The organism is Streptomyces sp. NPDC006140 (assembly GCF_040628815.1).
Classification (GTDB): domain Bacteria; phylum Actinomycetota; class Actinomycetes; order Streptomycetales; family Streptomycetaceae; genus Streptomyces.
The window spans coordinates 544,920-569,678 of the sequence record NZ_JBEXTS010000001.1 but is presented as its reverse complement, the minus strand read 5'-3'; the positions used below and the strand labels follow the sequence as shown (position 1 = coordinate 569,678).

At 72.3% G+C, this 24,759-nt stretch carries 23 protein-coding genes, 1 pseudogene and 1 riboswitch; of the genes and pseudogenes, 14 read left to right on the top strand and 10 right to left on the bottom strand.

Features of this window, described 5'->3' with window-relative positions:
- Positions 1-169: 169 nt before the first annotated feature.
- Positions 170-520 (bottom strand): DUF4440 domain-containing protein, encoded by a 351-nt coding sequence (locus ABZ386_RS02705; RefSeq protein WP_351332455.1) that lies wholly within the window; start codon positions 518-520, stop codon positions 170-172.
- A 51-nt stretch (positions 521-571) separates the two neighbouring features.
- Positions 572-1,753 carry a DUF4440 domain-containing protein gene (locus tag ABZ386_RS02700; protein WP_358963267.1) on the bottom strand — a complete coding sequence of 394 codons (1,182 nt, stop codon included), beginning with the start codon at positions 1,751-1,753 and terminating at the stop codon, positions 572-574.
- Between the two features lie 90 nt (positions 1,754-1,843).
- Between ABZ386_RS02700 and ABZ386_RS02695 the strand changes: the two genes are divergently transcribed.
- The 5 genes from ABZ386_RS02695 to ABZ386_RS02675 all read left to right on the top strand — a co-directional run bounded on the left by ABZ386_RS02695 (position 1,844) and on the right by ABZ386_RS02675 (position 6,719).
- Positions 1,844-2,215, top strand: coding sequence for a helix-turn-helix domain-containing protein (locus ABZ386_RS02695; protein ID WP_351332460.1), 372 nt, complete (start codon positions 1,844-1,846; stop codon positions 2,213-2,215).
- A gap of 71 nt (positions 2,216-2,286) precedes the next feature.
- Positions 2,287-2,372: riboswitch (ZMP/ZTP riboswitch) on the top strand.
- 22 nt (positions 2,373-2,394) lie between these two features.
- On the top strand, positions 2,395-3,261 hold the full coding sequence (locus ABZ386_RS02690) for a bifunctional 5,10-methylenetetrahydrofolate dehydrogenase/5,10-methenyltetrahydrofolate cyclohydrolase (protein WP_356618199.1): 867 nt from the start codon (positions 2,395-2,397) through the stop codon (positions 3,259-3,261).
- Between the two features lie 176 nt (positions 3,262-3,437).
- Complete coding sequence (locus ABZ386_RS02685; RefSeq protein WP_358963264.1) at positions 3,438-4,856, top strand: histidine kinase; 1,419 nt, start codon at positions 3,438-3,440, stop codon at positions 4,854-4,856.
- Between the two features lie 34 nt (positions 4,857-4,890).
- Entirely contained in the window at positions 4,891-6,105 is a 1,215-nt protein-coding gene (locus tag ABZ386_RS02680; protein ID WP_358963261.1) for a hypothetical protein, read from the top strand.
- Positions 6,102-6,719: a response regulator transcription factor gene (locus ABZ386_RS02675; protein ID WP_037763063.1), complete on the top strand. Its 618-nt coding sequence runs from the start codon at positions 6,102-6,104 to the stop codon at positions 6,717-6,719. Before ABZ386_RS02680 ends, ABZ386_RS02675 begins: the two co-directional genes overlap by 4 nt.
- Before the next feature lie 6 nt (positions 6,720-6,725).
- Here the strand turns inward: ABZ386_RS02675 and ABZ386_RS02670 are convergent.
- Both ABZ386_RS02670 and ABZ386_RS02665 read right to left on the bottom strand, forming a co-directional pair.
- Positions 6,726-7,463 (bottom strand): annotated as a pseudogene (locus ABZ386_RS02670) (class I SAM-dependent methyltransferase); the annotation flags it as partial.
- A 223-nt stretch (positions 7,464-7,686) separates the two neighbouring features.
- Positions 7,687-9,123, bottom strand: coding sequence for an MFS transporter (locus ABZ386_RS02665; protein ID WP_351332473.1), 1,437 nt, complete (start codon positions 9,121-9,123; stop codon positions 7,687-7,689).
- 190 nt (positions 9,124-9,313) lie between these two features.
- On the opposite strand from ABZ386_RS02665, the gene ABZ386_RS02660 reads away from it, so the two are divergent.
- The 6 genes from ABZ386_RS02660 to ABZ386_RS02635 all read left to right on the top strand — a co-directional run bounded on the left by ABZ386_RS02660 (position 9,314) and on the right by ABZ386_RS02635 (position 15,597).
- A complete protein-coding gene (locus ABZ386_RS02660; RefSeq protein ID WP_351332476.1) occupies positions 9,314-11,056 on the top strand; it encodes an MFS transporter in 1,743 nt (580 codons plus the stop codon).
- 167 nt (positions 11,057-11,223) lie between these two features.
- The gene (locus ABZ386_RS02655) at positions 11,224-11,874 is read left to right on the top strand and encodes a class I SAM-dependent methyltransferase (RefSeq protein WP_356618196.1); all 651 of its coding nucleotides are present in this window, start codon (positions 11,224-11,226) and stop codon (positions 11,872-11,874) included.
- Positions 11,875-11,981: 107 nt separating this feature from the next.
- Positions 11,982-12,269, top strand: coding sequence for a hypothetical protein (locus ABZ386_RS02650; RefSeq protein WP_351332482.1), 288 nt, complete (start codon positions 11,982-11,984; stop codon positions 12,267-12,269).
- A gap of 291 nt (positions 12,270-12,560) precedes the next feature.
- A complete protein-coding gene (locus ABZ386_RS02645; protein ID WP_355719685.1) occupies positions 12,561-13,511 on the top strand; it encodes an N-acetylmuramoyl-L-alanine amidase in 951 nt (316 codons plus the stop codon).
- A gap of 158 nt (positions 13,512-13,669) precedes the next feature.
- Complete coding sequence (locus tag ABZ386_RS02640; RefSeq protein ID WP_351332488.1) at positions 13,670-14,485, top strand: hypothetical protein; 816 nt, start codon at positions 13,670-13,672, stop codon at positions 14,483-14,485.
- 98 nt (positions 14,486-14,583) lie between these two features.
- Positions 14,584-15,597 carry an LLM class F420-dependent oxidoreductase gene (locus ABZ386_RS02635; protein WP_355719679.1) on the top strand — a complete coding sequence of 338 codons (1,014 nt, stop codon included), beginning with the start codon at positions 14,584-14,586 and terminating at the stop codon, positions 15,595-15,597.
- A 7-nt stretch (positions 15,598-15,604) separates the two neighbouring features.
- Here ABZ386_RS02635 and ABZ386_RS02630 read toward each other — a convergent pair whose 3' ends face one another.
- Genes ABZ386_RS02630 through ABZ386_RS02620 form a run of 3 tightly spaced genes read right to left on the bottom strand, consistent with a single transcriptional unit; the run spans position 15,605 to position 19,111 of the window.
- Positions 15,605-16,354 carry a hypothetical protein gene (locus tag ABZ386_RS02630; protein WP_351332494.1) on the bottom strand — a complete coding sequence of 250 codons (750 nt, stop codon included), beginning with the start codon at positions 16,352-16,354 and terminating at the stop codon, positions 15,605-15,607.
- Entirely contained in the window at positions 16,341-17,903 is a 1,563-nt protein-coding gene (locus ABZ386_RS02625; RefSeq protein ID WP_351332497.1) for a substrate-binding domain-containing protein, read from the bottom strand. Before ABZ386_RS02625 ends, ABZ386_RS02630 begins: the two co-directional genes overlap by 14 nt.
- Positions 17,900-19,111, bottom strand: coding sequence for a hypothetical protein (locus ABZ386_RS02620; protein ID WP_356618194.1), 1,212 nt, complete (start codon positions 19,109-19,111; stop codon positions 17,900-17,902). Before ABZ386_RS02620 ends, ABZ386_RS02625 begins: the two co-directional genes overlap by 4 nt.
- Before the next feature lie 197 nt (positions 19,112-19,308).
- On the opposite strand from ABZ386_RS02620, the gene ABZ386_RS02615 reads away from it, so the two are divergent.
- On the top strand, positions 19,309-19,602 hold the full coding sequence (locus ABZ386_RS02615) for a hypothetical protein (RefSeq protein WP_031112118.1): 294 nt from the start codon (positions 19,309-19,311) through the stop codon (positions 19,600-19,602).
- Between the two features lie 79 nt (positions 19,603-19,681).
- Here the strand turns inward: ABZ386_RS02615 and ABZ386_RS02610 are convergent, their stop codons facing one another.
- Genes ABZ386_RS02610 through ABZ386_RS02600 form a run of 3 tightly spaced genes read right to left on the bottom strand, consistent with a single transcriptional unit; the run spans position 19,682 to position 22,961 of the window.
- Positions 19,682-20,752, bottom strand: coding sequence for a prenyltransferase (locus tag ABZ386_RS02610; protein WP_355719667.1), 1,071 nt, complete (start codon positions 20,750-20,752; stop codon positions 19,682-19,684).
- Positions 20,749-21,498: a class I SAM-dependent methyltransferase gene (locus ABZ386_RS02605; RefSeq protein ID WP_114251908.1), complete on the bottom strand. Its 750-nt coding sequence runs from the start codon at positions 21,496-21,498 to the stop codon at positions 20,749-20,751. The genes ABZ386_RS02610 and ABZ386_RS02605 overlap by 4 nt, the downstream gene beginning before the upstream one ends.
- Positions 21,492-22,961: a glycosyltransferase family 4 protein gene (locus tag ABZ386_RS02600; protein WP_358963255.1), complete on the bottom strand. Its 1,470-nt coding sequence runs from the start codon at positions 22,959-22,961 to the stop codon at positions 21,492-21,494. The genes ABZ386_RS02605 and ABZ386_RS02600 overlap by 7 nt, the downstream gene beginning before the upstream one ends.
- A 210-nt stretch (positions 22,962-23,171) precedes the next feature.
- Between ABZ386_RS02600 and ABZ386_RS02595 the strand changes: the two genes are divergently transcribed.
- Together ABZ386_RS02595 and ABZ386_RS02590 are read left to right on the top strand one after the other, a co-directional pair.
- Positions 23,172-23,834, top strand: coding sequence for a TetR family transcriptional regulator (locus ABZ386_RS02595; RefSeq protein WP_358963252.1), 663 nt, complete (start codon positions 23,172-23,174; stop codon positions 23,832-23,834).
- 380 nt (positions 23,835-24,214) lie between these two features.
- Complete coding sequence (locus ABZ386_RS02590) at positions 24,215-24,535, top strand: GYD domain-containing protein (protein ID WP_114251914.1); 321 nt, start codon at positions 24,215-24,217, stop codon at positions 24,533-24,535.
- Positions 24,536-24,759: the final 224 nt, after the last annotated feature.

Here is a 24,759-nt window from a genome sequence, read left to right as displayed (position 1 = left end):
CCCGCACTTGTGAAGGCTCCTGACGCCGTGTCAGATGACTGCCCACACCGGATCAGGACCGTGTCACCGACGCCGGAAAGCAAGCGGCGGCCGCATCGAGAAAGTCGATACGGCCGCCGCTGCCGTGACGAGGTTCCGTCGCCCGACGGTGATGCCGGGATGACGAGGATCAGACGCCGTAGGGGTTTTCGATGACGTAGATCCAGTCCCCCTCGGTCGTCCTCCTCATCACCTCGACCGACTTTCCTTCCACGACGCCGCCCTCGCTCGTGATCCGCCAGGGCACCTGGACCATCGCCAGGTCGCCGTTCTGATGGACCGACGCGGCCCCCATCTCAAAGGTGCCGGGCGCGGCGAGGTAGGGCTTCAGCGCTTCCTTGATGCCTTCTCTGCCGTAGACCGGCTGCTGTTCCGGTCCCGGTACGAACATGGCGTCTTCGTCGAACAGGGAACCCAGTCCGTCGAGATCCTGGTCCTTGAGGTACTGCGCGAAGCGCTCGTGCACGACTTCCGGTGTCATGTTCTTTCCGTTTCTTTTCGTTTCTTCGTAGCGGACGGGCGGGCCGGCGTGTCAGACGCCGTAGGGGTTGTCGATGATGTAGACCCAGTCCCCCTCGCTCGTCCTCCTCATCACCTCGACCGCCTTTCCTTCCACGGTTCCGCTCTCGCTCGTGATCCGCCAGGACGGCTGGACCATCGCCAGGTCGCCGTTCTGATGGACCGACGTGGCCACCACCTCCATGGTGCTGGGCGAGGCGAGGTAGGGCTTCAGCGCTTCCTTGATGCTTTCCCTGCCGTAGACCGGCCGCTGTCCCGGTCCCGGTACGAACATGGCGTCTTCGTCGAACAGGGAACCCAGTCCGTCGAGATCCTGGTCCTTGAGGTACTGCGCGAAGCGCTCGTGCACGACTTCCGGTGTCATGTTCTTTCCTTTGCTTTCCTTCGTTGCGGACGGGTCCGGCAGGGTGATGGGCTCGCCGGGGGTGGGCCAGTGCAGCGGGACGCCGGCGGCGTCGAAGGTCTGCTGGACGTGGCTGCGGTCTTCGGTGTAGTGCGCCCAGCCCTCGGCATGCACGGCCACCACGAGGGGGTCGCCGAGCAGGCGGCGGGCCTCGACGGCCTGGGTCGCGGTCAGCGACAGTCGTATGTCCCCGAATGCCTCGAAGCCGGCCGCGCCCAGGTGCAGCAGCGCCACGTCGATGCGGTACCGGTCGGCCAGGGCGCTCATCGCGTCCAGGTCGACGGTGTCACCGGAGACGTACACGCTCGGTGCCGAGCCGTCGTCGGTGTGCAGGAGGAAGCCGGTGACCGGACCGGTGATGTCCTCGGTGCCGACCGGACCGTGGCGGGCGGGGACCGCGGTGATGTTCAGCGGCGTGCGACCCGGCTTCGACAGGGTCCGGGTCTGCCAGGGCTCCAGGCCGACGGCCGCACCCCCGAGATCCTTGGCGCCGACGACGGTGGTGAACACCTTTGAGGCAGCGGAGGCCACCGTACGCCCGGCGGTGTCGAGGTTGTCCTGATGCCCGGTGTGGCTGACCAGGGCGGCGTCGAGAGCGGGCAGTTCGCCGGGCTTCAGCGCCGGGTCGGCGGTCTTGCGCACCATGACCGGGCCGTCCTGGTGCTCGGTGCCGGCGGCGTCGAAGGTCGGGTCGGTCAGCAGCGTCCAGCCGGCCAGGCGGATCAGCGCGGTGGGGCCGCCGAGCACCGTCACGGTGTTCGCGGCACGGGTCACGGCATCGTCGGTTACCACAAGTACTCCTTGACGATCAGTGGTTGGCTCCCTCACTCTGGCTGAGTTACTTTCTCCTGGGAAGTACATACCTTTGGGTGAGGTGAGCACGTGCAGGAAAGCACGCGAGGCAACGTCCGTAATCCGGCCTGCCCCAGCAGGCAGCTGTTCGACCTGGTCACCGCCCGGTGGGCCACCCTGGTCCTGGTGGATCTCATGGAGGGCCCGCAACGCTGGTCCGAACTGCGCCGGCGGGCCGGCGGCGTCAGCGACAAGATGCTCGCGCAGACCCTGCGCGACCTCGAAGCCGGCGGACTGATCACCCGCACCGTGCACGCCGACCGCCCGCCGACGGTGCAGTACGCCCTGACCGACCTCGCCCGCGGCGCCACCGCAGCACTGCAACACCTGCAGAACTGGGCCGAAGAACACACCAGCGACTACGCCCACCGACACAGCCACACCACCCACCCGAAGCCCTGAAAAGGGCAGTCTCGGTGTGCTCCTGACCGAGGACGCTGATCGGTGTGAGCATGCTGTGTCCACTACAGTTCAGCGTGGGCCGTGACTGGCGCTGAGGTGGAGCACCACCGGGGAGCGGTCTGACGAGACGTCGTTGCCGTGCGCCTGGGCGAGTGGTCAGCAACGCCTGGAGGGCAACGATGTCCGCGACTCAGACGGCCCAGCTCATGGATGGCACCAGCCTCGCCAAACGCATCGTCGAAGAGGCTGCTGCCAAGGCGGCGGAGATCTCACGACGCACGGGGACCAGTCCCTGTCTGGCGACGGTGCTGGTGGGAGAGGACCCCGCGTCGGCCACATACGTTCGCATGAAACGAGCGCGGTGCGCGAAGGCAGGCATCCGGTCCCGGCATATAGGTCTGCCCGCCACCACCACGACCGCCGAGCTGATCGACACCATGGCTGACCTGTCCGGCGATCCGGACGTGCACGGCATCCTGCTCCAACATCCTTGTGGCCCGCACATCGACGAGCGAGCGGCGTTCGAGGCCATCGCTCCGGAGAAGGATGTCGACGGGGTCACGATGCGTTCCTTCGCCGCGATGAGCTTCGCGCTGCCGGGCTTCGTGTCCTGCACTCCGGGCGGGATCATGCGGTTGCTGGATGCCTACGATGTCGAACTCGCCGGCAAGCACGCCGTTGTGGTGGGTCGCAGCGCGATTCTGGGCAAACCGGCCGGGATGCTGCTGCTTGCCAGGGACGCAACGGTGACGTACTGCCACTCGCGGACGACGGACCTGCCGGCGATCGTCCGGGAGGCGGACGTCGTGGTGGCAGCCGTGGGACGGCCCCGGCTGATCCGCGGTGAGGACATCAAGCCCGGCGCGGTGGTGATCGACGCCGGCTACAACCCGGGCAACGTCGGCGACGTGGACTTCGACACCGCCCTCACCCGAGCCGGTCTGATCACTCCGGTTCCCGGCGGCGTCGGGCCGATGACCATTGCCGTCCTGCTCGCGCAGACCGTGGAAGCCGCCGCGAACCAGCTCGGGATGCGGCACCACTGACGCCTCATGGAGGAGGCGGTGGGGGTGATCGGGCGATGACATTTGTCCTGCCGGATTCCGTACAAGCGCATCTGCCGGACGGGCCCGGCCGGTCCGTAGCGTCGCTGCCGTGAACTGGTTCGTACGCCGTGCTTCGTACCGCCGCTGCACGGCGCACCTCTGATCGGAGGCGGGACATGTCCTGGAGACACGAGGTCCGGTGCCGCGTCGAGGCGCTACGGTCGGCCGCCCGCGAGGGCCGGGAGCGGCAGCGCCACTACGCGGCGAACAAGGAGCGCCTGAAGGCCGAGTGGCGAGCCGCGCAGCGGGCGGGTGAGCACCCCGGCCCGCCGCCCAGCGGCGTCACCCTGCTGCCGTGGCTGCTGCTGGGGATGGGCGCGTGCTCCAACCTCGTCCAGGGCCGCACGCCCAACCCGTGGATCGGCGGCCTGGGCCTGCTGGCCTTCAACTCGCTCTACATCTACGTGGCGCTGCGCTCGTTCCACAAGGAGAAGCGCGAGGCCCGTTCCACCCGGGTGGCGCTCGCGCTGCTGACGGCCGTGACGTGCGCCCTCGCCGCCGGCTACGGCGACAACTGGCTGCTGTTCTTCCCCCTGCTGGGGCTCGCGACGGGCGCGGCCCTGCGTCTGTCGCACCTGCGGCCGGCGGGGACGGCGGTGGCGGTGCTGGCGGGCGCGGTGGCCTGCTTCCACGACGGCTGGGGCGGCCTCGACATCGCGTACGCCACCTGGATCTCGACGATGGTGACGGCCGCGATCATGCGGCTGTCCGAGGCGGTGCGCGAGTTGCGCGCCGCGCGGGAGGCGCTGGCCCGCCGGGCGGTCGAGAAGGAACGGCTGCGGTTCTCCCGCGACCTGCACGATCTGCTCGGGCACACGATGTCGGTGATCGTCGTGAAGTCGGAGGCGGCCCGCCGGCTGGCCGCCCGGGACCTGGACGCGGCGCTGGCCCAGATCACGGACATCGAGGCCGTGGGCCGCCAGGCCCTGACGGAGATCCGGGAGGCGGTGACCGGCTACCGGCAGGGCAGCCTCGCCGCCGAACTCGACCGGGCGCACTCGGCACTGACGGCGGCGGGCATCACGCTCGTCGTCAGCCGCTCGGACCCCCCGCCCGGTCCGCAGACGGAGGCGCTGCTGGGCTGGGTGGTGCGGGAGGCGGTCACCAACGTCGTCCGCCACAGCGGGGCGAACCGCTGCGAGATCACGCTGACGGGCGCCGGGGAGCGGGTACGGCTGACCGTGGCGGACGACGGGGGCGGGGCGGTCGGCGGGGGCGGGGCCGTCGCCGAGGACGGGGCCGTCGCCGAGGGCGGGGCCGTCGCCGGGGCCGGGGCGGGCACCGGAGGCCGGGCAGCCACCGGTGGTACAGGGCTGGTCGGGCTGGCGGAGCGGCTTGCGGTGGCGGGCGGCTCGCTGGCGGCCGGTCCGCGGGCCCGGGGCGGGTTCGCGGTGACGGCCGAACTCCCCCTGGACGCGGCCGATGCCCGGCCGGAGGGGGCGGAACGTCCGCACGACGACGCCGGCGTGTACGTTGGCCGACGGTCCGCGTCACACGTCGGCGGCGCCGGCACCGGTCAGGGCGACAGGCCCTAGGGGAAGCCGACGACAGCCAGGGGAAATGGAGCACATGGCACGCGTCGCCGTCATCACCGCGCCGAACATCGGGTACCGCAACACCGGCATGCTGACCGTCGACTTGGCCTTCGAGTCCCTGCGGCGGCGGATGGGCGGCGGGCTCGACGCCAACTGGTACACGCTGCACACGCCGGAGACCGTACCCCTGCGGGAGTGCGCGCGCGGCACCCGCCTGCCGTTCCGCTTCCTGCCGCTGACCGAGCACCTCGACTCGCTCCGCGACCACGACGCCGTCGTCTTCTGGGGCGACTTCCTGCACACCCGGCACTACCTGGCGCAGGACGCGACGAACCGCCTGCTCGACTTCGGCTTCGCCGCCGACCGGAACGCCGCCCGGGGCCTGCTGCAGCGGACCATGCTGCTGGCGGACCAGCCGGACGAACTCCTCGCCCGGACCCTCAGCTACGGCGGGACCATCCTGCACAACACGCAGTCCGACTACGAGGACAAGGAGTACGGGCCGCTGTTCTCCCGCCTGGTGACGCGCAGTCACCGGATGTGGGTGCGGGACCCGCTCTCGGCGGCCAAGATCGCGCACCTCCGCAAGGACCGTGCGACCGACTACTTCGGTTCCGACGCGGCGCTGCTGTCCCGCCCGGGCGACCTCGGCCACCTCCCGGCCACGGCGTGGTCCCGGTCGGTCCCCGAGGGCGGTGCGATCGGCGTGTTCCTCGGCGCCCGTACGCCGGTCCCCGACTGGCTGCCGGGCTTCTGCCAGGGCCTGTCCGACCGGCTGGGCGCCCCGCTGGAGTGGCTGCCCTGGTTCGACCGGGACGTCCCGGCCGCGGTCGGGCACATCGCGCAGCGGCCGGGGGAGCACACCATCGGCGATCTGCTGGGGGTCCTCCCCCGCTACCGGCTCGTCATCACCGACACCTACCACCTGGCGGTCAACGCGTGGGGCGCCGGCACCCCGGCGGTGAGCGTCGGCGCGCCCGAGCCGACGCCGAAGACGCACGACGACTACCTGACGCTGAGCGATGTGAAGAAGCACGTCTTCCACATGGCGTACGACGCGACGGACTTCTATCTGTCCACCCAGGAGGGGTACGGGCAGGACCTGGACCGGATCGTCCACCTGGTGGAGGGCGGCGGAGCCGACGCCGTCGCCGCGCGCATCCGCGAGCACGCCGACCACTCGGCGACGTCCTTCACCGAGACGCTGGCGTCGCTGCTCGGCGCGCCCCGCCCTGCCCTGGCCCCGTGACCGACAGACCCGTCCGCGTGCTGCTCGCAGAGGACCAGGGCATGATGCGCGGGGCGCTCGCGCTGCTGCTCGGGATGGAGGACGACATCGAGGTCGTCGCCCAGGTGGCGGCCGGTGACGCGATCCTGGACGCGGCGCTCGCGCACCGCCCGAACGTCGCCCTGCTCGACATCGAACTCCCGGGCCGCAGCGGCCTGGACGCCGCCGCCGAGCTGCGCGCCCGGCTGCCCGAGTGCCGGGTGCTGATCCTCACGACCTTCGGCCGCCCCGGCTACCTCCGCCGGGCGATGGAGGCGGGGGCCACCGGCTTCCTGGTGAAGGACGGCCCCGTCGAGGAACTCGCCGCCGCCATCCGCCGTGTCCTGGCCGGTGAGACCGTGGTCGACCCCGCCCTGGCCGCCGCCGCGCTCAGCGCCGGTCCCAGTCCCCTCACCGCCCGCGAGAGCGATGCGCTCAAGGCGTCAGCGGACGGCGCGACCGTCGCCGACATCGCCGCCCGGCTGCACCTCTCGGAGTCCACCGTCCGCAACTACCTCTCCGCCGCCATCGGCAAGACCGGCACCCGCAACCGCATGGAGGCCCTCCGCGAGGCCCGCCGCCAGGGCTGGCTGTGAGCCCCGGCTCCGCCGGAACAAAGCCGCCCACAGGAAGGGCTCCCCGAAGTACTCCGACTCCTCCGGCTCGTCGCGCATCCGCCGCAGTTCGACCTCGGTCAGTGCGGAGAAGATCTGCCGCAGCGCCTCGGGCGGGTAGGCCAGCCCGCCGCGCAGCCCCGCGCCCTCGCGGTAGAAGTCGGCGTCGGACAGCTCCGATCCCATTCCGTCGGCCCCGGCCGCGAAACACGTCAGGCCGAACAGGCCCCCGGGGGCCAGGAGTCGCTCCAGCAGCGCCAGGTAGCTGACCCGCCGGTGCGGCGGCAGGTGGTGGAAGCAGCCCGAGTCGTACACGAGGTCGTAGGGCCCGGTGAGTTCCGTGCCGGCGAGCGCGAAGGCGTCCCCGCAGTGGAACCGCACGCCCTTCACCCCGGCTTCCAGGGCCCGGTCGCGGGCCCAGTCGACGGCCGTCGAGGACAGGTCGACCGCGTCGACCTCGAAGCCCCGCGCCGCCAGGTACAGCGCGTTCCGCCCCGGGCCGCACCCGAGGTCGAGCGCGCGTCGCCCGGTGATCAGTCCGCTCTCCACCTGCCTCACCAGGCTCTCGTCCGGCTTCGCCACGAAGAACGGCACCGGCCGGGAGCGGTCGGCGTAGAAGCCGTCCCACCAGCCGGCTCCCCGCTCGGACCATCGGTCGGCCTCGGGTGCGAAGAGCCCGTCGAGCAGGGCGAGTACGTCGTCGACAGTGCGTATGTTCCGGTCCATCCGGCCCCCTTCCGCGACCGCCAACGGTAGGGCGAGAACGATCGAAAGGCCAGGTCAGAGGGGGTGGGCAGGCATGGGCGGAGGGGTTTTACGGCCCGCCGCGCACCCTGGGCGGCACCGGCCGGAGGGACCACACCGCCCCTGCCCCGAAATACCCCTGGCGCACCGCCCAGAGGCCGTCACGGGGCTGTTCCGGGCCACGCGACGGGCACTCTTTTCCCCGTCAGCGGTCCTGTCGTGCGCCCGCCTCCCGGGGCAGCCAGACCCACATCAGCAGCACCCCCGCCGCCAGCACCGCGGCCCCCACCCGGAACGCCGACGCGTAGCCCTCCGTCAGGGCCTGCGGCGTCGTGCTCCCCGCCGACCGGGCCGCCGCCAGGGTGGAGAGGACCGCCAGGCCCAGTGAACCGCCCATCGTGCGGGAGGTGTTGACGAGGCCGGACACCAGCCCGGCCTCTCCGGCGGGCGCGCCGGACGTGGCGAGGGAGGCGAGCGGTGTCGCCGCCAGGCCCGCGCCGAGCATCATCAGGACGCCGGGGATCAGGATGGCCGTCGCGTAGGAGCCGTCCGCGGTCATCGTGGACTGCCAGGCGAAGCCGGCCACGGCGACCAGCGTCCCCAGCACCGCCACGGTGCGCGGCCCGGCCCCCCGCATGAGCCGGGGCGCGAGCTTGGAGCCGAGGATGACGGCGAGGGAGCTCGGGACCAGGGCGAGGCCGGCCTCCAGCGGGGTGTAGCCGAGGACGTTCTGGGCGTAGAGGGTCATGAAGAACCACATGCAGAACATCGCGGAGCCGCACAGGAACATCGCCGTGTTCGCCGAGGAGACCGCGCGCAGGCGCAGCAGCCCGAGCGGCATCAGCGGGCTCGCCGTGCGGGCCTCCACCGCGAGGAACAGCCCGATCAGCAACAGCCCGGCGAGCAGCGGGAGCAGCGCGTCCGGTGCCGTCCAGCCCGCTGCCTCCGTCCGGGAGATGCCGTAGGCCAGGGTGCCGAGCCCGGCCGTGACGAGCAGCGCGCCGGGCAGGTCGAGCCGCCGCCCGTCCCGCTCCCGGCCCTCGGTGAGGAACCAGGCGGCCGCGCACAGCACCACGGCACCCACGGGCACGTTGATCAGCAGCACCCACCGCCAGGACAGCGTCTCCACCAGCAGCCCGCCGACCAGGCCGCCCGCCGCGCCGCCGCCGGCCCCGACCGCCGTCCAGGTCCCTATGGCCCGGGCCCGGGCGGCGCCCTCCGGCACCGAGGCAGTGAGGATCGTCAGCGTCGAGGGCGCCAGCACCGCCGCGCCCAGTCCCTGCGCGGCCCGCGCGGCCAGCAGCTGCCAGCCGTCCAGGGCCAGCCCGCCGGCCAGGGAGGCGAGGGTGAACAGGCCCAGCCCGACGAGGAACATCCGCTTGCGGCCGTAGAGGTCCCCGGCCCGCCCGCCGAGCAGCATGAACCCGGCGAAGGCGATGGCGTAGGCGTTCACGACCCACTGCAGGCCCTGCTCGCTCAGCTGGAGCCCGGTCCGCATCGACGGCAGTGCCACGTTGACGACGGACACGTCCAGCACGACGAGGAACTGCCCGGCGCAGGTGAGCGCGATCACGAGCCAGGTGGGCGGCGCGGCCCGGCGGGGCGTACGGGTCGTTGCGGCGGCTTCGAGCATGGGTGTCATGCTCTCAACCACTCCATGCTCCTGGCATCGGGATTTCGACCTAGGGCCACGGCGGATCCGGCCTCCCGTCCCAAGAGGAGGTCAAGATTTCGTTAGAGTGCCAAAGCAACGGAATAGTTGCCTGCGCATACAAGGTTCGCACCCCACGTAACCGTGCACGCCCGACCCCCCGGCCTGGAGGCCTCTCTCAATGACGCAGACGACGACAGACCGTCCCGCCGGCAGAGCGAGCGGGGCCGTGGTCCCGGTGCTCGCCTTCGCGGGCATCGTTGTCGCGGTGATGCAGACCCTGCTCGTCCCGGTCATCAAGGATCTGCCCCAACTGCTGGACACCGCCCCCAGCAACGCCACCTGGGTCCTGACCTCGACCCTCCTCTCGGGTGCGGTGGCCACCCCGATCATGGGCCGCCTCGGCGACCTCTACGGCAAGCGCCGCATGCTGATCCTGAGCCTCTCGGTGATGGTGGCCGGCGCCCTCGTCAGCGCGCTCACCAGCGACCTGCTGCTCATGATCACCGGCCGCACGCTCCAGGGCTTCGCGATGGGCGCGATCCCGCTCGGCATCGGCCTGATGCGCGACATGCTGCCCCGCGAGAAGCTCGGCTCGGCGATGGCCCTGATGAGCTCCTCCATAGGCGTCGGCGGCGGCCTCGCCCTGCCCGCCGCCGCGCTGGTCGCCCAGCACAGCGACTGGCACGCCCTGTTCTACGGCGCCGCCGGACTCGGCGCGCTCTCGATCGCCCTCACCCTCCTCGTCGTACCGGAGTCCCCGATGCGCGCCGAGGGCTCCTTCGACCTGCCGGGCGCGCTCGGCCTCTCCGCCGGCCTCGTGCTGTTCCTGCTGCCGATCACCAAGGGCAGCGACTGGGGCTGGGCCTCCGGCACCACGCTCGGCCTGTTCGCCGCGTCGGCGGTCGTGCTCGTGCTGTGGGGCGTGATGGAACTGCGCGTGAAGGCCCCGCTGGTCGACCTGCGCACCACGGCCCGCCCGGCCGTGCTCTTCACCAACCTCGCCTCGATCATGGTCGGCGTCTCCTTCTACGTCGTCTCCCTGGTCCTGCCCCAGCTGCTCCAGCTGCCGAAGTCCACCGGCTACGGCCTCGGCCAGTCGATGGTCGTCGCGGGTCTGCTCGTCGCGCCGCTCGGCCTGACGATGATGTTCACCGCGCCCGTCTACGCCCGGCTGTCCGCGAAGTACGGCCCCAAGGTCACCCTGATCCTCGGCCTGCTGATCATCGCGATCGGCTACGGCGCCGGCCTCGGCCTGATGAGCGCCCCGTGGCAGAGCCTGGTCATCTCGGTCCTGCTGGGCGCGGGCATCGGCCTCGCCTACTCCTCGTTGCCCGCGCTGATCGTGGGCGCGGTCCCGGCGTCGGAGACCGGCGCGGCCAACGGCCTCAACACGCTGATGCGCTCCATCGGCACGTCGGTGTCGAGCGCCGTGATCGGCATGGTGCTGGCCAACACCGCCCACACCGTCGGCGGCGTCGAGATCCCGACCATGCACGGCTTCCGGGTCTCCTTCCTGATCGCGACCGGCGCGGTCGCCGTGGGCCTGCTCCTGGCGCTGTTCCTGCCGGGCCGCCGCCCCTCGGGCAAGCCGCAGCTGCGTGCCGGCAGCGAGGAGGACGCGGCGCTGGAGCGGGCCGAGCAGGTGCTGCGCGGCTTCCGGGGCCGGGTGCTGGCCGCCGACGGCTCCCCGGTCGCCCGGGCCAGGGTCACGCTGATCGACCGCCGGGGCCGCCAGGCCGGGGCGACGCTCTCCGCCGAGGACGGCGGCTACGCGCTCGGCGTCCCCGCCCAGGGCTCCTACGTCGTGGCGGTGCGGGCGGCGGGCCACGAACCGCTCGCCTCGTCCGCGAGCCACGCGGGCGACGACCGGCCCGTCGACCTGGACCTGTCGCTGCCGGGCCGGACGGTCGCCGCGCCCTGAACGGCACCCCGCACGGCACCCCGCGGGCGGGTCCGGGAGGACGGGTCCGCCCCGGACGGGCAGGCTCCACATCGCCCCGACCCACCACCGCCCCACCCCCTGTCCCGCGCGGGCAGGGGGTGAGGCACCATGGGCGCCCGGAGTGTCGTACGACCGGAAGGAACCCCATGCCCGCGGCCCCGAAGCCCGAGATCCTGGCCGCGTTCGAGGCGGCGAAGGGGTTCATGCCCACGGCCGAGGGCCTCGCCCTGTACGCGGCGGCGGTGGAGGCCGGCCGGCTGGGGCTGCCCCTGCTGGAGGTCGGCACGTACTGCGGCCGGTCCACGATCCTGCTCGCCGACGCCGCCCGCGCGGCCGGGGTCAGCGCCCTCACCGTCGACCACCACCGCGGCAGCGAGGAGCAGCAGCCCGGCTGGGAGTACCACGACCCCGAGACGGTCGACCCCGAGATCGGCCTGATGGACACGCTGCCCACGTTCCGGCGCACCCTGCACCGGGCGGGCCTGGAGGAGCACGTGGTCGCGCTGGTCGGCCGTTCCCCGCAGATCGCCGCGTTCTGGCGGACCCCCCTGGGGTTCGTCTTCATCGACGGCGGCCACACCGACGAGCACGCGGGCGCCGACTACGAGGGCTGGGCCCCGCACGTCGCCGAGGGCGGCCTGCTCGTCATCCACGACGTCTTCCCCGACCCGCAGGACGAGTTCACCGGCCAGGCCCCCTACCGCGTCTACCTGAGGGCCCTCGCCTCCGGCGCCTTCACCGAGGTCTCGGCGACGGACTCGCTGCGCGTCCTGCGGCGCACCGGGCCGGGCGTCTAGCAGAACGGCTGGGCGGGTGAACCGCGCCCTCCGTACCCGGTCCCGGTCGGCCCACGGGCGGCGTGGCGAGTCGGCGGGCGACCGACGCTGCCCAAGGATCCGGGCGCGTGGCACACACCTTCGCAGAGCTCGTCGAGAAGCAGCGCGCGGCGGACGAGGCGTACGCCCGCGTGCGTGAGCTGCAGGACGCGTACGGGCCGCCCACCCAGACCGAGTGGAGCGACCGGCAGACCACCACCTGGGAGACCGCCTGGCGCGCCTGGCGGGACCTCGCCCGGGACGTCCAGGCGGCGGTGACCGCGTACGCGAAGCAGGAGGAGACGCCCCGCCAGGAGATCGAGGCGCGGGTGAAGGAGGCGGTACGGCACGGCGGCGAGGGCGGCGACGCCGGGTAGCCGCCACCGACCGGGAACGCGCAACGACCCGCTCCCGCCCTGCCGGCACGGCGACGACGGCGGCAACGCCCGGTAGCCGCCACCGACCGGGAACGCGCAACGACCCGCTCCCGCCCTGCCGGCACGGCGACGACGGCGGCAACGCCCGGTAGCCGCCACCGGTCGGGGACGTGCAGCGGCCCGCTTCAGCCCTGCCGGCACGGGGGCGACGGCGGCAGCGAGGGGGTGACCGCCACCCGTCGGGCCGTCCTCGGCCCGCTGCGCCCCGGCACGGCCGCTAGGGTGGCAGGCGTGTCGTACGCAGGCCCGGAATTCGAACCTCCCCAGCCCCGCCGCCCCCGCCGCGGCCCGCTGACCGTCGCGCTCGCCGCGCTCGTGCCGGGGGCGCTGCTCGGCTGGCTGGTGTACGAGACGGTGGGCGGCTCGGGGGACGCGGGCGGCTCGGACCGGGCGACCGTAGGGTCCTCTCCGCCCGCCGCGTCGAGCAGCCCCTCCGACGACGCCAAGGAGCCGGGCACCTCCCCGGCCCCCTCGGACGCGCCCGCCCCGTCCACGCCCGCCGCCTCCGGCCCGCTCAAGGGCAAGGTCGTCGTCATCGACCCCGGGCACAACCCGGGCAACTTCCAGCACCCGTCCGAGATCAACCGCAAGGTGAACATCGGGACGAACTGGAAGGAGTGCGACACCACGGGGACCTCCACCAACGACGGGTACACCGAGGCGAAGTTCACCCTGGACGTGGCGCACCGGATGCGCACGCTCCTCGAAGAGCAGGGCGCCACGGTCAAGCTGACACAGGACGACGACCGGCCGTACGGCCCCTGCGTGGACGAGCGGGCCCGGATCGGCAACGAGGCGAAGGCCGATGCCGTGGTCTCGGTCCACGCGGACGGCTCGGGCGCCGGCAACCGCGGCTTCCACGTCATCCTGCCCGGCGCGGTGCACGCGGGCGCCGCCGACACCCGTGCCATCGTCGGCCCCTCCCGGGACCTCGGCGAGCGCGTCGCGGGCCGCTTCGTGGCCGTCACCGGCAGCGCGCCCTCCAACTACATCGGCGACGGCAGCGGCCTCGTCACGCGCAAGGACCTCGGCGGTCTCAATCTGTCAACGGTTCCCAAGGTGTTCATCGAGTGCGGCAACATGCGCGATAGCAAGGACGCGGCGTTGCTGACCAGTGGCGCCTGGCGACAGAAGGCGGCGCAAGGGATCTCTGAGGGAATCGTGCTTTTCCTGCGTGGGTAGCACTCGGCGGGCCGGTCCCGGCGGACACCCTGATCGGGCGGACGATAGTGTCCTCCTTACGATGAGGGGCCACCCCCACGCTTCACACAGGGGCCAGACGGCGACAGGGTGACAGCGACGCCTCCACCGACGATGAGACGATCTACGAAGGACCTGAAGTGAATATCCGCTCCCTCACTCGAGGCGACGGCGTGGTGATCGGAGCAGCGGTATTGCTGTTCATCGCGTCGTTCTTCGACATCTATTCGATCGATGGTGCGCCCGACAGCCTCGAAATTCCGAGCCTCTGGGGAAGCGGGCCGGTGGTGCTCGGTGTCGTCCTGGCGGGAATCATCGGGGCCGCACTCGTCGTCGTGTCCCGGGGTCTGCCCCAGTCGCCGAAGGTCGCGGGGCTGGACCTGGGCCAGTTCGGGGCCGCCTTCACGGTCTTCGCCGCGTGGAGCGCCCTCGGCAACGTCTTCGACCCGGGCGGTGCCGTCGACAACGTCGGCAGTTCCTCCGACGGTCCCGACGCCGGCACGGGCCTGATCCTCGCCCTCGTCGCCACGCTGCTCATGGCCGCCGCCGCCCTCGCCACCCCCCTCGTCCCCGCCCTCAAGGGCGCCCTCATCCCGGCCCCCCGCCCGGCCGCTCCCCAGCCCTACGGGGCTCAGCCGCAGGGTGGTTACGGCTACCCGGGCGCCCAGCAGCCCGGCGGTTACGGCCACCCGCAGCCGGGGCAGCCCTACGGTGGTCAGCCGCAGCAGGCGCAGGCCCAGCCGCAGCCGCCGGCCGGGGACTTCTCGCCGTTCTGGTTCGCGGTGCCGGTGCCGCGGCCGCTGTTCGCGGAGGACGGCTCGCCGACGCCCATCGCCGAACTCGCCCCGGGTACCTGGTACCTGGCGGTCGAGCAGCGCGGCGCGGCCCTGGTCGCCCAGACGCAGGACGGCCGCCGCGGTGTCCTCCAGGACACCTCCGGCATCCAGCGCGGCTGAGCCCCACGGTCTCTCGTACGGCCCCTCGCCCTTCCGGGTGGGGGGCCGTTGCCGTACAGTCGTCGCCCCGTCAGCTGACATATCGTCAGGAGGCAGGCATGCGGCTCGGACTCGCGCTCGGCTACTGGGGCCGCGGCCCCTCCCCCGGCCACGTGCACCTCGCGCAGGAGGCGGAGCGGCTCGGCTACGACTCCGTGTGGACGGCGGAGTCCTGGGGCTCGGACGCCTTCACGCCGCTCGCCTGGATCGCCGCGCACACCAGCCGCATCCGCCTCGGCACGGCGGTCGCGCAGATGGCGGCCCGCCCGCCGACCACGACCGCGATGCACGCCCTGACCCTGGACCATCTCTCCGGCGGCCGCCTGCTGCTGGGCCTCGGCCTGTCCGGCCCGCAGGTCGTGGAGGGCTGGTACGGCCGCCCGTTCCCCGCCTCCCCGCTCACCGCCACCCGCGAGTACGTCGCCGTCCTGCGGCAGGTGCTGCGCCGCGAGGCCCCCGTCGAACTGCCCGGCCGCTTCCACTCCCACCCCTACCGGGGCCCGGACGCCACCGGTCTCGGCAAGCCCCTCAAGCCGATCACGCACCCGCTCCGCGCCGACCTGCCGGTCCTGCTCGGGGCGGAGGGGCCGAAGAACGTCGCCCAGACGACCCGCATCGCCGACGGCTGGCTGCCGCTGTACTGGGCGCCGACCCGGCCGGAGGTCTACGGCCCGGCCCTGGCCGAACTCCCCGAGGGCTTCCTCGTCGCGCCGATGGCCCAGGCCCGGGTCTGCGACGACGTCGCCGAGGGGCTGCTGCCGGTGAAGGCGATGCTCGGCTTCTACATCGGCGGGATGGGCCACGCGACCAGGAACTTCCACGCCGACCTGATGGCCCGCATGGGGTACGGGGAGGAGGCCCGCCGGATCCAGCGGCTGTTCGCGGAGGGCCGCCGCGAGGAGGCCGTCCGCGCGGTGCCGGACGCCTTCGCCGACGAGATCTCCCTGGTCGGCCCGCGCGAACGCATCGCGGAGCGGCTGGAGTCGTGGCGCGAGGGGCCGGTGACGGACCTGCTGGTCCTGGCGCCCGATCCGCACACCCTGCGGGTGCTCGCCGAGCTCAACTCCCGCTGAGCGGCGGTCACCAGAAGATCGCGATGGCCTCCAGCGTCACCTCGCGGGTCTCCTCGCGCCAGCCGGTCATCTTGCCGAGGCAGCGGGCCGTGAAGGTGCCGGCCGGGATCGAGCGGCGGGCGTTGCCGGGGGCCACGACGCGCATGTACACCGGGGGCTGCTCGTCGCCGTACTCGGCCCGCAGGACGAATCCCTCCGTCACGTCCGGCACGCGGGTGAACACGCCTTTGACCGAGACGAACTCGCCGATGCGGCTCAGGGTGACCGCACGGCCGTCAGCCAGGTTGTCGGCGAGGTTCCGGTTCGGGACGACGGTCAGGGTCGTCAGGTCGGCGTGGACGATGGCGTCGGCCCGGTCGAAGGCCTCCAGGACCACGCCGATCACGTTGATCGGCTTGTCCTTGCGCACGAACTTGCGGAACGTCTCCTGGCTGACGTCCCGCTTCAGCCGGAACCGGAACAGCCACGTCAGCACCCGGCTCCAGAAGCCGACACTCGTGTCGACCTTCGTGCGCAGCTCGACGGCCTCCTCCAGCGCGGACCGGTAGTTGCCGAGTTCGTACAGGTCCATCACCGCCTGCTCGTCCAGATACAGGCAGATGCTGTACGCCGACTGCCAGCGCCGCTGGTGCCTGCGGCGCTCCCGGGCATGGCGCACCAGGACCACCGCGAGCACCACCGCGCCGGCGGCCGTCACCAGCCAGACCGTCATCCACGGCCACCAAAGGCTCCACCACAGTGCGTCAGTGACAGCCACGGATCTCCTTGAAAGCCTCGGAAAGGGACGAGCCGCCGGCCTCCACCATCCGTCCCCCCGTCCGCGCCGCCGCGCGCCGCAGCTCGCGCGCGTCGGCCTCGCCGAAGTGGACGGGGTAGGTGGGGACGGCGGCGCGCACGGCGGCGGGCAGCGCGTCGTGGCGGCGTACGAACTCCGCGTACGACAGGCCCGCGTTGTTCTCGCCGTCCGTCATCAGGACGAGGGAGACCGAGCGGTCGGGATCGGCGGCCAGTGCGCGGGCGGCGGTGCGGTAGCCGTGGTCGAGGGCGGACCACACGGCGGTGGCGTCGCCGTAGCCGCCCCGGGCGACGGTGTCGGCGAGGGCGGTCAGGTCCTTCGGACCGGTGACGGTGACGGTCTTCTCCGCCAGCACCCGGCCGCCGAACCGGACGACGGTCAGCCGCTCTCCCCGGTAGAAGCGGGTGAACTTGCCGGAGGCGGACGGGTCCGCGCCGCTGAGCCCGGCGAAGGCCTCGCGCAGGGCGGCCATCCGGGCGCCGCGCATCGAGCCGGAGAAGTCGAGCAGGAAGACCACCTGGCTCGGGGTGCGGCGGTCGGGGTCGCCGTAGTCCGCCAACAGGGTCGTGATGACGGCTGGTCGGTCGGGGAAGAAGAGGGCGTTGCCGACCGGTTCGCGCAGCCGCGCGTCCCGGGGGACCGTCGTGTTCACGGGGCGGCGCAGGGTCTGCCGCATGATCTGCCGCTGCACCGGGTCGCGCCGCAGCCACTGCGTGACCTTGTCGTACGCGGCGCGGTGGGCCGGGTTCAGCAGGAGCAGCGGGAAGTCCGCCAGGACCATGCCGTCCTCGGGGCGGACCACCTCCAGGCGGTTCTCGAGGCGGCCGGTGGCGTTGAGGGCGAGCAGGTCGGACTCGTAGGTGATGAGGGCGTTGGTCTCGTCCTGGTGGTCGACGTAGGAGTCGACGAGGGCGGGGCCGGTGTCGGCGGTGAGGGTCTGCCCGGAGCGGAAGCCGCGCAGCCGGTCGCAGGAGACGTCCTCGGGGCGCAGCGCGGCTCCGGTACCGGCCGCGGCGGTGGCGACGCCGACGAGGGCGGCGAGTCCGCTGCCGGCGTGCCGGGGGTCGGCCATGCCGAAGCGGACGGTGCCGTCGGCGGCGGCGTCGGCGATGTCGGCCCAGGTGAGCCGGGAGCCGGGCACCTGGGCGCGCAGCTCGTGCGCCACGTCCGGCTTCAGGCCGATGACGACGGGGGACGTCATGGTGGGCGTGCGCTGGAGCCCCCGGGTGGCGTTCTTGTCGGTGAGGCGCAGGTAGCGGTCGGAGGACAGCCACGCGAGGTCGTACCCGCCGCGGTCCGGGGTCTTCGTCTCGGCGTCGGCCCGGAGGTCCAGGCGCAGGTCGACACCGGTCTCGTCCTTCAGCTCGCCCAGCAGCGGGGCCAGCACGGCGAGGTCGGGACTGGCGAGCACGCGCAGCCGGACCGTGTCGTCGCCGTCGCCCGAGCAGGCGGTGAGGAAGGTGGCCACGAGCGCCAGGCAGAGCGCCGTCAGGCCCGCCCCGCGCCTCACCGGCTGCCCGTCCGGTCCGGGCAGTCGCCGACGATCTCGATCATCTTCTCCAGCAGGGGCAGGCTGGGCAGGACGGCCCGGGTGTCGTCGGAGGAGGTGGTGGGCACCGGGATCTGCCGCTCGGTGAGGAACCGGGTGAGCTCCTCGCTGGTCGAGCTGCTGGTGGCGTTGCGGGCCCTGAAGCCCAACTCCATGGCCCGGTGCTGGAGTTCGGGGTCCTTGCTGACCAGCTCGCCGAGCCGGGCGCCGTCGCCGGTCAGCGCGACGAGCTGGGGTTCGGTGACGAAGCGTGTGGAGGGGTAGAGCAGGACGCGCTCGTCGTCGGTCGTGCCCTTCGCGGCCTCGTGCCTGATCTGGTGGGCGAGGAACTGGTGCTCGTAGATCACCGAGATCGGGGCGATGCTCTGCCCGTCGGGGGACAGATACGTTTCGGCCCGTTCGGAGGACGGCAGGCCCTGTTCGACGAGGAGCGGCTTGATCTCGCGGGCGAGTCGCTCCGCCTCGGCCTCGCTGTCCGGCGCGTCGTTCCCGTGCTCGACGAAGGCCACGAGTCCGAGGTAGGTGCCGGCGGAGTTGGCCTCGCAGATGTCCGAGGTCTGGGCGAGGATCTTGTTGCCGTTGCGGACGTAGTCCTTGTGCTCGGGGTCGATCTCGTCCCAGCGGTAGCCGCCCTTGGAAGCGCGCTGGACGCCCTTCCTCTTGCCGTGCGCGAGGTCGAGGAACTTCCGCATGTCGAGGGTGTAGTACATCGGCGGGCCGCCCGAGCCCGGCAGGCGCTCCGCGACGCCTTCCGCGGTGAGCACCTCGGCGTAGTCCCGGTAGGTGGCCAGCACGATGGGGCTGACGAACGGGCGGTACAGCAGCACCGGACGGTTCGCCCGGGCGCGCTCCCGGCTGATCAGGTCGGCGGCCGGCTGGCCGGAGGGGAAGACGACGTCGTATCCCTCGTAGTCCTGCTTGGCGATCTCACGCGAGCCCATGTTGGTGATGTGCACGCGGAAGCCGTGCTTCATGAGCAGCCGCTCGACCTCGGGGTCCTGGAAGAAGTCCCGCTTCGAGGCCATCTTGGCCTCGATGGTGACCACCTGCCGCAGCGGCAGCAGCAGGTTCCCGGAGGTCACGAGCAGGACCAGCCCGATGACCGGGACGGGCAGCGCCGACGCCAGCGCTCTGCGCAGACGCCGGCGCGGGGGTCTGGTGACGGTCAACCGCGGCTCTTCGGCAGCGGGCCTGTTCGCGGGCACCTGCGTTCTCCCCCCGTGACACCGGCGCGCTCCCCGGCCGGCCGGGCCAGGATCGTCGGTGATGCGGGTGTACCCCGAACGACCCGGCCGGGAACGTCGGTTGAACACGGCGGGAAGCGCGCGGCGGGTTTCGATCCGGCCGCAGGGGCAACCCGTTGAACATGTCCCCTCGATATCGCAACGGCGCGAATCAGGCCGGCACGATCATCGCGGTCGTCGCCGACATCATGGCCCTCATCCTGGGCCTGTGGATTCTGATGTACCTGCTGGACGCGAACCGGGCGAACGACTTCGTCCAGTTCATCCATGACGCGGCCCGCTGGCTGGCCGGCTGGTCCCATGACCTCTTCACCTTCGACGAGGCCTGGGCCAGGGTCGTGGCCGGCTACGGCCTGGCGGCGGTGGTGTACCTGTTCGTGGGCCACGCCATCGCCAACCGGGTGCACCGGCACTGACTGTCCTGGGGGCGCGGGGAACCGCGCGACAAGCCACGCACGACCCGCGCCCGCACACCCGGCCCGCCCCCCCGAGTTCCTAGGCGCAGCACTCCGCCTCGAGCCCCACAGGCAACTGCTCCCCGCCGAACACCGCACAGGTCGCCTCATGGCCGCCCAGCGCGGCGACGGCGAGCAGCAACGACCCGGCCGTCCACGTCGTCAGCTCCCGCGGCCAGATCGCGTCGTCGTCGAAGACGTACCCGGTCCAGTAGAGCCCGCTCTCCGCGTCCCGCAGGTGCTGGATCGACTGCAGCACCTCAAGCGCCCGGTCGGACTCCCCCATCACCCACAGTGCCAGGGCGAGTTCGGCCGACTCCCCGCCCGTCACCCACGGATTGGGCACCACGCACCGCACGCCCAGCCCGGGCACGACGAACCGGTCCCACCCTTCCTCGATACGGGACTTGGCCTCGGCGCCGGTCAACGCGCCGCCCAGCACCGGGTAGTACCAGTCCATGGAGTAGCGGTTCTTGTCGAGGAACCGCTCCGGGTGGTGGCGTATGGCGTGCCGCAGGGCTCCGGCCGCCAGCTCCCAGTCCGGCTGCGCCTCCTCCCGCTGCTCGGCGATGGCCAGCGCGCACCGCAGCGCGTGGTGGATGGAGGAGCAGCCCGTCAGCAGGGCGTCGGTGGTCTCCGTGCCGTCGTCGTCGCGGCGCCAGCCGATCTGTCCGCCCGGCTGCTGCAGGCGGAGCACGAACTCCACCGCCGCGTACACCGTCGGCCACATCCGGTCCAGGAACGTGTCGTCGCCGGTGGAGAGGTAGTGGTGCCAGACGCCCACGGCTATGTAGGCGACGAAGTTGGTCTCCCGGCCGCGGTCGGTGACGGCGTCGGACTCCCCGTCGGTGTAGGCCGCGTACCAGGAGCCGTCCTCGTTCTGGTGCCGGGCCAGCCACAGGTAGGCCCGCTCCGCGGCCTCGTGCTCGCCGGCCGTGTCGAGGGCCATCGCCGCCTCGACGTGGTCCCAGGGGTCGAGGTGGTGCCCCCGGAACCAGGGGATCGCGCCGTCCTCGCGCTGCACGGCGAGGATGCCGGCGACGGTTTCGGCGGCCTGCCCGGCGGTGAGGACCCCGGGCAGGACCAGATGTTCCGTCCGGGGAGTCGTCACTGGGCGTCCGCCCCGGTGTCGGCCAGGCGCGGCAGGTGCGGCTTGGTCGCGTACGCCACGAAGCTCTTGCCGATCAGCGGGTTCAGCGCCTGCTCGGCGACCCGGGTGGCCAGCGGTTTCTTCATGATGTCCCAGACGAGCAGTTTGTGGTACGCGCGCACCGGCAGCGCCTTGTCGTTGTCGACGCCGAACGCGCACTTCAGCCACCAGTAGGGCGAGTGCAGCGCGTGCGCGTGGTGGGTGCCGTAGGGCTCCAGGCCGGCCTCGCGGATCTTCTCCAGCAGCTCGTCGGCCCGGTAGATGCGGATGTGGCCGCCCTCGACCTCGTGGTAGGCGTCGGACAGGGCCCAGCAGACCTTCTCGGGGCCGTAGCGCGGCACGGTGACGGCGATGCGGCCACCCGGCTTCAGCACGCGGACCATCTCGGCGAGGACGCCCTTGTCGTCGGGGATGTGCTCCATCACCTCGGAGATGATGACGACGTCGAAGGACTCGTCGGGGAAGGGCAGCGCGAGGGCGTCGCCCTCCATGGCCGTGGCGGTGGCGCCCTCGGGGGCCTCCCCGGCCTCCTTCATCGCCGCGAACCACTTCGCGACCTCGCGGATCTCGTCGGCGTTCTGGTCCAGCGCCACGACCTGCGCGCCGCGCCGGTAGCACTCGAACGCGTGCCGGCCGGCACCGCAGCCGAGGTCCAGGACACGGTCGCCCGGGGCGAGCGGGAACCGGGAGAAGTCGACGGTCAGCACGTGGCCCTGCTTTCGGAGTTGACGCCTGTTACATCTGCCGGGGCCGGGGAGACGGCACCCGCCGAGGACACGGAAACCTGAGGGGTGGCAGCCCGTGAGCCGGCACCCGCCGTGGCCGCCGCGACGCCGGAGGCCCGGCCCGGGGTCCGGGTCCGGTGGCCCCCGGCCCGTTCGATGGCCTCGCGGTACCGCGCCACCGTCCCCTCCGCCGCCCTGGCCCACGTGAAGTGCCGCAGCACCCGCTGCCGCCCGGCCGCCCCGAGCCGCGCCCGCAGCTCCGGGTCGCCCAGCAGGCGGCCCAGCCCCGCCGCGAGTGCCTCGGAGTCCCCCGGCGGCACCGCGAGGCACGTCTCGCCGTCCCGTCCGGCGACCTCGGGGATCGCACCCCCGGTCGTGGCGAGCAGCGGCGTCCCCGTCGCCATGGCCTCCGCGGCCGGCAGCGAGAAACCCTCGTAGAGCGACGGCACGCAGGCGACCTGCGCCGAGCGCACCAGGTCGACGAGTTCGGCGTCGGAGATGCCCTTGACGAACTCCACGGCGCCTTCCAGCCCGTAGCGCTCCATCGCCTGGGCGACCGGCCCCTCGGCGGGACGCTTGCCGACCACGACGAGATGCGCCCCGGGGTGCTCCGTACGGACCTTGGCCAGCGCCTCGACCAGGTACACCAGGCCCTTGAGCGGCACGTCCGCGCTGGACGTCGTCACGATCCGGCCCGGCACGACCGGCACGGACGGATCCGGCGAGAACAGGTCGGTGTCGGCGCCGATGTGGACGACGTGGATCCGGTCCGGCCGGACGCCGAGGTGGTCGACGATCTCCTGGCGGGACGTGCCGGAGACGGTGAGCACGGACGGCAGCCGCCGCGCCACCCGCTTCTGCATGCGCGTGAACGCGTACCAGCGCCGCACCGAGTAGCGCCGCTGCCAGCCGTCCGCCGCGTCCAGCTCCAACTGCCGGTCCACGGTGATGGGGTGGTGGATGGTCGTCACCAGCGGCGCGCCGACGTCGCCCAGCAGGCCGTAGCCGAGGGTCTGGTTGTCGTGCACGACGTCGAACTCGCCGCGGCGGGCGCGCAGATGGCGGCGGGCGCGCAGCGAGAACGTCAGCGGCTCGGGGAAACCGCCGGTCCACATCGTCGCGACTTCCAGCGCGTCGATCCAGTCGCGGTACTCGTCGCGCCCGGGTGTGCGGAAGGGGTCCGGCTGGCGGTACAGGTCGAGGCTGGGCAGCTCGGTCAGGCGCAGTCCGTCGTAGCCCTCGTCGAGGACGGGGTAGGGCTGGGCGCCGATGACCTCGACGCGGTGGCCGAGGCGGGCCAGTTCGCGGGAGAGGTGCCGGACGTAGACGCCCTGGCCGCCGCAGAACGGGTTCCCTTTATAGGTGAGGAGCGCGATGTGGAGCGGTCGCAAGCCGTCGGCAGCCGGGCCCTCCGAGGCCCCGGCCTCCCTGGCCTCAGCGGTCACTCTGGGCCCCCTTCTCCCTGCACTGTCCCGCGAGATTACGCCGGGACGCTAATCTAGAACAAGTTTCAGACTTGATCGTTCGGAGGCTCCGAATCTACCGGCAGGTAGGGGCGCTGTGACCAGTGGATCAGGTGATTCACGCCACGGCCGGTGCCGTGCCATGCTGTGTGATCACTCGTCCTCACGGACGGTCACGGAACGGGACGACCCATGCCCGCGGAAGCCAAGGTGAACGCCAAGGTGAACAAGGTGGCCAAGGTGGAAGCCAGAGCCGCAGCCCCCGCCTCCGCTCCCCTCACGGAGCGGCAGGAGGCCCGGCGTCGCCGCATCCTGCACGCGAGTGCGCAGCTGGCCAGCCGGGGCGGTTTCGACGCGGTGCAGATGCGCGAGGTCGCGGAGTCCTCGCAGGTGGCGCTCGGCACGCTGTACCGCTACTTCCCCTCCAAGATCCATCTGCTGGTCGCCACGATGCAGGACCAGCTGGAGCACATGCACGGCACGCTGCGGAAGAAGCCCCCGCAGGGCGAGACGGCGGCCGAGCGGGTCGCGGAGACGCTGATGCGGGCCTTCCGCGCCCTGCAGCGGGAACCGCACCTGGCCGACGCGATGGTCCGCGCCCTCACCTTCGCCGACCGCAGCGTGAGCCCGGAGGTCGACCAGGTCTCCCGGCAGACCACGGCGATCATCCTGGACGCGATGGGGCAGGAGAACCCGACCCCGCGGCAGCTCTCGGCGGTCCGGGTCATCGAGCACACCTGGCACTCGGCCCTGATCACCTGGCTCTCGGGCCGGGCCTCGATCGCCCAGGTGAAGATCGACATCGAGACGGTGTGCCGGCTGATCGACCTGACGGCCCCGGACACACGTGAATGACCTACGAGACGGGTTCCCTTCGCCGGCATGGTCCGGATCAGGTGTTGGGGGTCGCCTTCGGGTCGCCGGCCTTGCGGCCTGCTTCCTTCCGGCCTCTCAGCCCTACCGTCGCAGTCGGCACCGGCGGAAGCCGAGGCTTCCGGCCAACGTCGGCTACTCCGGTCGGACTCCCTCACTCGTCCCGTAGGCCTATCTCCAGATTAGAACTTCTGCCCGTGGAGAGAAGACCCCGGGCGGAATTTTTTTCCTGAATGTACAGAATGTCCCGAGTGACCCGTATGGCCCTGTTCGCACCCCTCGTCGCCGCGACGGCAGCCCGCAACGGAAGGAGCATGAGGGAGTCGAAGCGACTCCTCGGGCGGAAGTGAAAGGTGGCCCCGATGCCGAAGTACCTCTTCAAGGTGAAGCTGACCCCGGACGGACTCAAGGGTCTGCTCAGGGAAGGCGGGAGCGCCCGGCGCGAGGTCGTCGCGCGCATGGTCGACGGACTGGGGGGCCGGGTCGAGTCGATGTACTGGGCCTTCGGCGACGACGACGTCTACGTCACGGCGGAGCTGCCGGGCAACACCTCCGCCGCGGCCATGGGCATGGTCGTCTCGGCGGCCGGCGGGGTCCGCACGAGCACGGTCGTACTGCTGTCGGCCGACGAGGTCGACGAGGCCGTCCGGCAGCAGGTGGACTACCGCGCGCCGGGCGCCTGAGGGACCGCACACCGGGCGCGTGACGGACCGCGCGCCCGGCGCCAGACGACGCGCACCCTGCGCCTGACGGACCGCACCCCCGGCTCCAGACGACGCGCACCCTGCGCCTGACGGACCGCACCCCCGGCTCCAGACGACGCGCACCCTGCGCCTGACGGACCGCACCCCCGGCGCCAGACGACGCGCACCCTGCGCCTGACGGACCGCACCCCCGGCGCCAGACG

Coding starts and splice junctions, on each gene's coding strand:
- ABZ386_RS02705 (WP_351332455.1), bottom strand. CDS start 520: ATGACACCGGAAGTCGTGCACGAGCGCTTCGCGCAGTACCTCAAGGAC.
- ABZ386_RS02690 (WP_356618199.1), top strand. CDS start 2,395: ATGTCCGCGACTCAGACGGCCCAGCTCATGGATGGCACCAGCCTCGCC.
- ABZ386_RS02685 (WP_358963264.1), top strand. CDS start 3,438: ATGTCCTGGAGACACGAGGTCCGGTGCCGCGTCGAGGCGCTACGGTCG.
- ABZ386_RS02680 (WP_358963261.1), top strand. CDS start 4,891: ATGGCACGCGTCGCCGTCATCACCGCGCCGAACATCGGGTACCGCAAC.
- ABZ386_RS02665 (WP_351332473.1), bottom strand. CDS start 9,123: ATGACACCCATGCTCGAAGCCGCCGCAACGACCCGTACGCCCCGCCGG.
- ABZ386_RS02660 (WP_351332476.1), top strand. CDS start 9,314: ATGACGCAGACGACGACAGACCGTCCCGCCGGCAGAGCGAGCGGGGCC.
- ABZ386_RS02655 (WP_356618196.1), top strand. CDS start 11,224: ATGCCCGCGGCCCCGAAGCCCGAGATCCTGGCCGCGTTCGAGGCGGCG.
- ABZ386_RS02635 (WP_355719679.1), top strand. CDS start 14,584: ATGCGGCTCGGACTCGCGCTCGGCTACTGGGGCCGCGGCCCCTCCCCC.
- ABZ386_RS02615 (WP_031112118.1), top strand. CDS start 19,309: ATGTCCCCTCGATATCGCAACGGCGCGAATCAGGCCGGCACGATCATC.
- ABZ386_RS02595 (WP_358963252.1), top strand. CDS start 23,172: ATGCCCGCGGAAGCCAAGGTGAACGCCAAGGTGAACAAGGTGGCCAAG.
- ABZ386_RS02590 (WP_114251914.1), top strand. CDS start 24,215: ATGCCGAAGTACCTCTTCAAGGTGAAGCTGACCCCGGACGGACTCAAG.